The following is a 7,775-nucleotide window of genomic DNA, read 5'->3' on the forward strand; positions in this document are numbered from 1 at the left end:
CCTGACAATCGGTTTGTCGTCCGGGGTGGTGTAATGCTATCCGGCACAGCGGTGTACAATGAGTGCTGATCGCACTGCTGACAGGACAGGAACAATGGCGGCGAAGTTTGCCACAGAATCAGGTGATAACCCACTCTGGCAATATGCTCTGGCTACGTATGGCATACCCGGCGTGAAAGAGGTTGTGCTGGCCATGCAGAATGAATTCGCTGTGGATGTGGTGATGCTGCTGGCAGATCAGTGGCGCCAGCAACAGCAACTGAGCTGGCCGGATGACAGTCAGCTGCAAGACTATCTGGCCTGGCGTGATGCCATTATCGTACCGCTGCGCGCTGCCAGGCAGTTGCTGAGTCGCGATTCGGAACCACTGCGTTCACAGTTACTGAAAGCCGAACTGAGTGCAGAGCAGGAAGCTATCCGGCGTCTCTATCGGGTGCTGAATAATACTGTGGAGAGCCATGAACCGGTTGATGTACTGGACACCAGTGCGGCCTTCTATGATCAGATCGCCGGGCAAAAAAAAGAGGCCCTGAGGCCTCTTTTTCAGCAGTTTATCAATCTGATATCAGACTGATTACTCCTGACCGAACAGGCTGGAACCTGATTCGTCTTTTTTCTCTTCGCTGGCTACGGCTTCAGTTGCAGGTGCTGCAACCGGTTCAGCGGGCTTGGCTTCTGCAACGTTTGCTGCCGCTTCAGCTTCCGCTGCCGCTTTTTTTGCAGCTTCAGCTTCTGCCTGTGCAGCTGCTGCGCGCGCAGCTTCCGCAGCAACCAGTTCAGGGATTGGCTTCATTACTCGCTCTGGTACTGGTTTAGCGACCAGTTTCTCTGCGCTTGGTTTGGCCGGTGCTTTTGGCGCTGCTGGTTTTTTGGCTGGCGCTTTTTTAGCAGTGGTTGTGGCTTTCTTAGCCGGTGCTTTTTTTACTGCCGGTTTTGCAGCTGGCTTTTTAGCTGCAGGTTTAGCGGTTGTTTTCTTGGCTGCTGGTTTTGCCGCTGCTTTCTTTGCCGGGGCCGCAACTGCTTCTGCTTTAACAGCAGGCGCTTTCTTTGCCGCTGGTTTTCTGGCAGCAGGCTTACGGGTTACTTTCTTAGTTTTGGCCGCTGCCGCTTTCGCCTGGTCTTTTTCAAACTGAGCAATTGTCTTCGCCAGAGCTGCACGGGCTTTTTCGGCTGCTACCAGTTCGGCCTGCGCAGCTTTAGCTGCAACAACGGCTTCTTTGGCTGCTGCGGCAGCTGCTTTAGCTACGGCAACTTTTTCACGTGCTGCATCCAGACGTTTTACTGTCGCTGCTGTTTTGCGAGTCTTTGCTGCATCAGCGGCTTTCGCACGAGCTTCGTTGGCTTTCTTTGCTGCGGCGGTGGCTTTAACCAGAGCCGCACTTGCTTTGGTGACAGCTTTTTCTGCATCGCTCAGTTCTTTCGCACGAGCCTTGTCCAGTTTTGTCTGCAGAGCTGCGATGTCTTTTTCCAGAACCTGAACGGCGCTCAGAGCCGGTGCTTTTGCTTTCGCTACGGCTTTGCGAGCAGGAGCTTTTCTGGCCGGTGCTTTTTTCGCTACCGGTGCTTTCGTCGCTTTCGCGGCTACTTTAGTTTTCTTTGCAGGTGCTTTTTTAGCAGGTGCTTTTTTTGCTGTAGCAGGTTTGCGTGCGGCCATGTGCACTTCCTCATTCAGGTTTGGACTGGGGCATTATACGAATTGAGTGAAAATCATCCATGAAATTCGTATGAAAATTCGCAGCGGCTGAGATTTATTGAAGCAGGTCTTTTACATGGCGCACAAAATATTTTGTCATTCTTTATTTCGTGCTCTGAGAATGTTTTCTTCGATCCAGTTAATCAACGATTTCCATTCGGCAATATCGCGGGAATCTGGTTGGTCGAAGTCAATCAGGCCGAGGCCGTGCTCGCTGGCACGAACATAGAACTGGGTATCGCGAAAGGCTGCGACAAATGGAATCTGCAGGCTTTTAAGAAAACGCTCAAGCTTGGCGTAAATCAGCGTGTTTTTCCGTACGCGGTTGGCAACCACCGCAATGGGTTTCGGGTTCAGACGGTAAGCACGGGATAGCAGTACATCGCGAATAAAACCGGTTGCAGCGCGAATGTCGATGGCCGAGGGAATGACCGGAATGATGATCATGTCAGACATCTGGATAAGATCAGACAATTCGTTGCCGGCGAGACCGGCTGGTGTATCGAGAATAATGCGGGATGTTCGCGCCGGCACGCGCAGACTCCAGGTGCGGGTCGTGGCCGATGGTGCATGGCGCTGAAATGCAGCTATGCCATTGATGGTTGGCAGGTGTTCATCTCTTGCCTGCAACCAGTCCATGGACGAGCCCTGTGGGTCGTAATCAATCAGGGCTGTCACTTCGGTATGACGGGTGAAGTAGCTGGCAAGGTTCGTCGCCATAGTCGTTTTCCCACAACCACCCTTGGCGTTGGCCACCATAATGCGCACGGGTACTGTCGTGCTGACAACACGAACACCGGGCGATGTTGGTTGGTGCGATTCTGCATCACTCACGAACTGATCCTGATCCTGTGCTAAGTCCATTTCTATGCCTTGGGGCGGATAAATTACCGGACACCCTTTTAGCATAGGTTATAATTGCCTGCCGTGGAGTGAATCACAAGGATGAAACAATGAAATACAAGATCGCGATGATGATCCTGGTGTTGGCCGGAGCAGCAGTCGCGCCGTACTTTATCAAAGGGCCGGACGGACAGCCGCTGATGAGCCTGCCGAAAATGGATTCACAGTTATCCACAGAAGAGACCCGTCAGACATTCTTTAAATGGCAGGATGCGAAAGGTCAGTGGCATTTCGGGGATGAGGTGCCGGAAGGTGCGGTCGGCGTACCTGTCAGTGTCGACACGGCGGCTAACATTCTGCAAAGCGTGAAGGTGCCGGTGAAAGAAGAGCAAGTCGCGTCGAAGCGTAAGGCGGAGGCCGCACCGCAGACTATTCCTGGCTTACCTATGACGGTCAACCCAGCTGAAATTCCCAAGCTGATTGAGGATGCGCAAAACGTTCAGTCTCTGGTGGACGAACGTAGTAAGCAGTTGCAGCAGGTGCGTTAACGCAGCAGATACAGCAGTCCGTTGGTGCCGGCAGCGAGCCAACCGTTGCCGGTAAAACTGACATCCTCAACCAGAACATTGTTGCTGACCCAGGTATCGCGGGGACTGGCCCGCCAGAACTGAAGACGTTCGCCAGTGCTGACGTTCCACAATTCAATCTTACCGGAGCTGTTGCCGGTAAGTAGCTGGGCATCGTTGTCGGCAAATTTCGCTGCACTGTAGTGACCGCGGGTTGGTGGTAATTCTTTCAGCAGTTTGCCGGATGCGACATCCCATATTTTGCCCGTCTCATTCAGTGCTGAGGTAAACAGCAGACGGCCGTCTTTGGAAAGCTGCGCTGTTTTTACCTGATTATTGTGCGCCAGTGTTTGCAGCAGTTTACCGTTTTCCAGATTCCAGATTCGTGCGTTGAGATCGTCGCTACCCGTCGCAGCCAGTACGCCATCATCAGTAATACTGACGTCATAGACGATGCCGTCATGTGCCAGACGCTGGCGGATGCCACCATTTTTGATATCAAACAGCGTGGCGGTGAAATCTCGCATTCCCAGTAGGGCGTAGTTGCCTTCGCTGGTGAGCGCGATGTCCTGAATATCGCCGGGCGCATTCCAGTACCAGACTGCTTCACCACTTTCGCGCTGCCACAGCACGATGGTGCGATTATCGGTAGTCGCAATAAAGCGGCCATCAGGAGAGAAGGCGCTGCTGATAATGTTGCTGTAACCCTCGGCGACATGATTCCAGTCGTAAATCCGTTCAGAGGGTTGAGTGCTCCAAAGGCTGCCACCGTGATGGATACTACCTACCAGTACATCGCTGCCATCGGCAGAAAAAGTCATGGAGTACACGCCCTGACGGGCGACTTCACGTACCTCCGCTGGCTCCTTACCCTGATCACAACCACTCAGAAACAGCAGAGTTGGCAGTAGTGTGAGCGCAAGCGTGGAAAGACGTGTGGACATCGGCAGTTACATCCCTGAGGTTCAACAGAATCTCATTAAGTGTAGCTGCTTCGCAGAGTGTCGGGGGGAGATGTGGCGGCCAATTCATTGACCGCCGGATTTATCAGCTTTCTACCAGCTCGCGATGAATGTTGTGCAGGCGTTCAATTAACTGGTCTTCCAGTTCGAAACGATCTTCCAGCACTTCGCCAATCTGTGACAGTTCGGTCGGGAGTTTACTCAGCATGTCGAAGCTGCAGTTTTCGTCGAAGGTGTCGTTGAAGTCGACGCACTGATTGGTCAGTTCATCCAGCTTGGGAACAATTTCACGAGCCAGCTGCAGGGCTTCTTCGTCGTCGTAATCGCGAGCTTCTTTCAGCAGTTGCTCGTAGATCTCGAAGTGACCTGCAGAGCAGTAATCCATCATGCTCTGACAGAATCGCTGTACGCTCAGAGCCAGTGGTTGTTCGGTGGACAGCGGCTTGCTGGCGCTGAGGTTGCAGTATAAAACGATCATTTCCTGGCGCGTGTTCAGCCAGTTGTCGATCAGCTTGTGAACGCCGCCCCAGCGTTCCTGTGCGGTTTTGCACCCTTCAAGCATAGTGTCTTCTCCTTCGGTCCCCGGCGTTCGCAGAGGTTATTCTTTGTCGTTGTTGAGACCACTATAGGGCGGGCGGAAACAGCGAGGCAAGCAGCTTTTTTGTCTTTTTTGACTTGCAAATAAGGCACTTTCTGCTTGCCAGACGAAGGTATCAGCGGCGGCGTGGCCAGACTTTCCACAGGGCAAACAGCGCTGCAATGAAGTATCCGGCGTAAGCGACACGGGTCCACCAGGGCATGCTTTTACCAAGCAGTGTCCAGCTGACTTCCGCACAGTTGCCATCGCCGTGCAGCATAACTTTCAGCAGTTCACTGAGGGGCATGGTTTCCATCATGTAATCAAAACTCGGACCGCATGCTGGCACTTCCTCTGCGGGCAGCGCCTGCAGCCACAGCTGATGATCTGCAGCCCAGATACCCAGTGCAGCTGCGGCCGCGGTAAACAACAACGCGGCTATCAGCAACCAGCTGCCGGACTGGCCAGGTTTGCTGCGGGTAAAGAAAGCTGCCAGGAAGCCCACACCAATAAGCACAGTTGCCAGACGTTGCAGCATGCACAGCGGACACGGATCGAGATAGAGAACGTATTCAAAGTAATAGGCGGCGCCCATCAGTCCGGCACAGGTGAGAAAACCTGCAAGATAGCCATGGTGTAACTGCAGGGACTGAATAAGGTTCTTCATGTAGGAAATCATCCGGTGATACAACGGCGCTCAGTCTATCACAGCACCGTGACGGGTTAATTGGTCTAAGCTGAACAGGTATACACAGGGCTGGTCGTTTGTTGGCAGCCGCTCTGCAATCACTGAACGGATATTCGATGTCAGGGGAGGCTATATGTTCCGCTCTTTATGTTACACGCTGTTGATGTTATCGCTGATCGTACTGGCGGGGCCGGTGCGGGCAGAAGATGAGGCACCGGCGGTAACGGCTAAATATATTTATCTGGATCCTGCGCTGGTGGTGAATTACGGCAGCAGTGGACGCATGAAATATCTGCGTACCGAAGTGGCACTGAAGGTGACCGGTGCGGAAGCCGCAGGCAAGGTGACACAGCACAAACCATATATTCGCAATAACCTGGTGATGCTGTTCAGTGCGCAGGAGTCGGAGACCATGAATACTTCTCAGGGGCGTGAGTCGTTGCGTAAGGTAGCGCTGGATGAAGTCAGGGCTCTGATGGTGAAGCTGGAAGGTATGCCGTATGTAGACGATCTGTATTTCAACAATTTTGTGGTGCAGAACTGACGCATGGCACACATTAAAAAAGGAGGCTAAGGCCTCCTTTTTTTATGTGTGCTTGTCAGCTGCGACGCAGGTAGTTAGTCAGATACTCCTCGAATGGCATTGTATCTGCTGCTTCCATCTCTGCCTGTTGCTGCAGGGATTGGCGGGCATCTTCGGTCCACTGCTTGTGAACGTCCTTGCCCAGATTTTCGGATAGTGTCTTACGGTGCTGTGCGGCAAGTTCCAGAGAGAATTGCGCAAACTCCTGATTCTTTTCCTGCAGCTCGCGTAATACCCGTGCCGACGGTGTCAGGCTGCTGTCAGCCAGCTTCAGACGTTGCTGATTCAGTGCATCCATGTGGAATGTATGACCGGCGGATTTGTCCATCGCCTGCGCCAGTTCGGACATCTCGTCCAGCAGGTTCAGCCCCCACTGTTGCAGGCTGATGTTCTGCTCACCCTGTTCCAGCATCAGACCCGGACGACGACCTTCGTTGATGGCTTTCTGCTGGTTGCGCTTGATCAGCCAGTATTCGTCTTCATCAATATCCGGACTGTCGCTCAGCAGACACCACATCAGGAATACATCCATAAACTGCATCTGCGGCACATCGAGTCCCAGTGGCAGGAACGGGTTTACATCGGTGCAGCGAACTTCAATATATTCAACACCATACTTCGCCAGCGCCTGCAGCGGCTTCTCGCCATCGCGGGCAACACGCTTCGGACGGATATCGCTGTAGTACTCGTTTTCAATCTGCAGCAGGTTGGTGTTCAGCTGCTTGTACTGGCCATGTTCATCCTGCACACCGATGGCTTCGTAATCGGCCACGGTTTCATTGATGGCTTTGCCCAGTGTTGTAACGTAGCGTTCCAGGGTGTTGTGACAGACCATCAGCCCGGATTGGGCATTGTTCTGATAACCCAGATCACTCATGCGCAATGACGTTGCATACGGCGCATACAGGGTGTGTTTATGCATGCGGTCAAGCTTGTGGTCCTGACCTTCGAGGAAGGTTTCACACACAGCTGGGGATGCACCGAACAGATACATCAGCAGCCAGGAGTAACGGCGGAAATTGCGAATCAGGCCGAAGTAACGGGCGGAAATGTAGTTCTGCATCTGGCGCGTATTGCTGGTATCAGCAGTCAGGCCATCCAGCTTAAACAATACCGGCCACAGCTCCTCTGGCGCCGAGAAGTTGTAGTGAATACCAGAAATGCACTGCATGGTGCGGCCGTAACGGTGCCACAGGCCATGGCGGTATACGTGCTTCAGTTTGCCCAGGTTGGAGGAGCCGTAGTGGGCAATGGGAATGCTCATTTCACCTTGCAGAATGCACGGCATGGAACTTGGCCAGATCAGCTCGCCATCCAGATGCTTGTAGGTATAGCGGTGAGCAATATTCAGAAACGCCAGTGCTTCATGGGCACTGTTAAATACCGGCGTAATAAACTCCAGTAACGCTTCTGAGTAATCAGTCGTGATTGCCGGATGGGTCAGTGCCGAGCCCAGACCTTTCGGGTGAGGACGCTGGCTGATGACCCCTTGCGCCGAGCAGCGTAAACCTTCTTTTTCAATACCGCGCTGAATGCGATTGAGAAGGGGCAGATTCTCAGCCTGACTGAGAAGAGACAGAGCTTGCTGATATGTGGTCAAGGTGGCCTCGGCAGCGATCCTGAAAACGTCGGATTATAGGGGGAAATGCAGTAGCAACGATACCATCATGGTGTTGTTGCTACTGGGTAAGACTGTTGCATGATAGTCGGACGCCGGACGCCGGACGCCGGACGCCGGACGCCAGAAGCCAGAAGCCAGAAGCCAGAAGCCAGAAGCCAGAAGCCTCAAGCCTCAAGCCTCAAGCCTCAAGCCTCAAGCCTCAAGCCTCAAGCCTCAAGCCTCAAGCCTCAAGCCTCAAGCCT

The 7,775-nt window shown here is 53.2% G+C and carries 9 protein-coding genes; 3 read left to right on the forward strand and 6 right to left on the reverse strand.

Annotated elements, in window-relative coordinates:
- Positions 1–94 precede the first annotated feature (94 nt).
- The gene (locus I9W95_RS06290; RefSeq protein ID WP_225672994.1) at positions 95–574 is read left to right on the forward strand and encodes a TIGR02444 family protein; all 480 of its coding nucleotides are present in this window, start codon (positions 95–97) and stop codon (positions 572–574) included.
- On the opposite strand, the gene I9W95_RS06295 is transcribed toward I9W95_RS06290, so the two are convergent.
- A complete protein-coding gene (locus tag I9W95_RS06295) occupies positions 575–1,654 on the reverse strand; it encodes a hypothetical protein (RefSeq protein WP_225672995.1) in 1,080 nt (359 codons plus the stop codon).
- Between the two features lie 135 nt (positions 1,655–1,789).
- A complete protein-coding gene (locus I9W95_RS06300) occupies positions 1,790–2,527 on the reverse strand; it encodes a nucleotide-binding protein (protein WP_225672998.1) in 738 nt (245 codons plus the stop codon).
- A 119-nt stretch (positions 2,528–2,646) separates the two neighbouring features.
- Between I9W95_RS06300 and I9W95_RS06305 the strand changes: the two genes are divergently transcribed.
- Positions 2,647–3,084 (forward strand): DUF4124 domain-containing protein, encoded by a 438-nt coding sequence (locus I9W95_RS06305; protein ID WP_225673001.1) that lies wholly within the window; start codon positions 2,647–2,649, stop codon positions 3,082–3,084.
- Here I9W95_RS06305 and I9W95_RS06310 read toward each other — a convergent pair.
- The 3 genes from I9W95_RS06310 to I9W95_RS06320 form a co-directional block, all read right to left on the reverse strand.
- Positions 3,081–4,046, reverse strand: a complete 966-nt coding sequence (locus tag I9W95_RS06310) for a WD40 repeat domain-containing protein (protein ID WP_225673002.1) — start codon at positions 4,044–4,046, stop codon at positions 3,081–3,083. The genes I9W95_RS06305 and I9W95_RS06310 overlap by 4 nt on opposite strands.
- Positions 4,047–4,149: 103 nt before the next feature.
- A complete protein-coding gene (rsd, locus tag I9W95_RS06315; RefSeq protein WP_225673005.1) occupies positions 4,150–4,626 on the reverse strand; it encodes a sigma D regulator in 477 nt (158 codons plus the stop codon).
- Between the two features lie 151 nt (positions 4,627–4,777).
- Positions 4,778–5,308 (reverse strand): disulfide bond formation protein B, encoded by a 531-nt coding sequence (locus tag I9W95_RS06320; RefSeq protein ID WP_225673007.1) that lies wholly within the window; start codon positions 5,306–5,308, stop codon positions 4,778–4,780.
- Between the two features lie 154 nt (positions 5,309–5,462).
- Here I9W95_RS06320 and I9W95_RS06325 point away from each other — a divergent pair, with 154 nt between their 5' ends.
- Entirely contained in the window at positions 5,463–5,873 is a 411-nt protein-coding gene (locus I9W95_RS06325) for a flagellar basal body-associated FliL family protein (protein WP_225673009.1), read from the forward strand.
- Positions 5,874–5,928: 55 nt separating this feature from the next.
- Here the strand turns inward: I9W95_RS06325 and gshA are convergent, their stop codons facing one another.
- Positions 5,929–7,512 carry a glutamate--cysteine ligase gene (gene gshA, locus I9W95_RS06330; protein WP_225673011.1) on the reverse strand — a complete coding sequence of 528 codons (1,584 nt, stop codon included), beginning with the start codon at positions 7,510–7,512 and terminating at the stop codon, positions 5,929–5,931.
- Positions 7,513–7,775: the final 263 nt, after the last annotated feature.

Origin of the sequence: Thalassolituus marinus, from assembly GCF_020320395.1 — a bacterium.
In the GTDB taxonomy this organism is placed as follows: domain Bacteria; phylum Pseudomonadota; class Gammaproteobacteria; order Pseudomonadales; family Oceanobacteraceae; genus Venatoribacter; species Venatoribacter marinus.

Excerpts from the sequence above, each read along its gene's own strand:
- rsd (WP_225673005.1), bottom strand. The coding sequence starts at position 4,626 with ATGCTTGAAGGGTGCAAAACCGCACAGGAACGCTGGGGCGGCGTTCAC.
- I9W95_RS06305 (WP_225673001.1), top strand. The coding sequence starts at position 2,647 with ATGAAATACAAGATCGCGATGATGATCCTGGTGTTGGCCGGAGCAGCA.
- I9W95_RS06290 (WP_225672994.1), top strand. The coding sequence starts at position 95 with ATGGCGGCGAAGTTTGCCACAGAATCAGGTGATAACCCACTCTGGCAA.
- I9W95_RS06320 (WP_225673007.1), bottom strand. The coding sequence starts at position 5,308 with ATGAAGAACCTTATTCAGTCCCTGCAGTTACACCATGGCTATCTTGCA.
- I9W95_RS06310 (WP_225673002.1), bottom strand. The coding sequence starts at position 4,046 with ATGTCCACACGTCTTTCCACGCTTGCGCTCACACTACTGCCAACTCTG.
- I9W95_RS06295 (WP_225672995.1), bottom strand. The coding sequence starts at position 1,654 with ATGGCCGCACGCAAACCTGCTACAGCAAAAAAAGCACCTGCTAAAAAA.
- I9W95_RS06325 (WP_225673009.1), top strand. The coding sequence starts at position 5,463 with ATGTTCCGCTCTTTATGTTACACGCTGTTGATGTTATCGCTGATCGTA.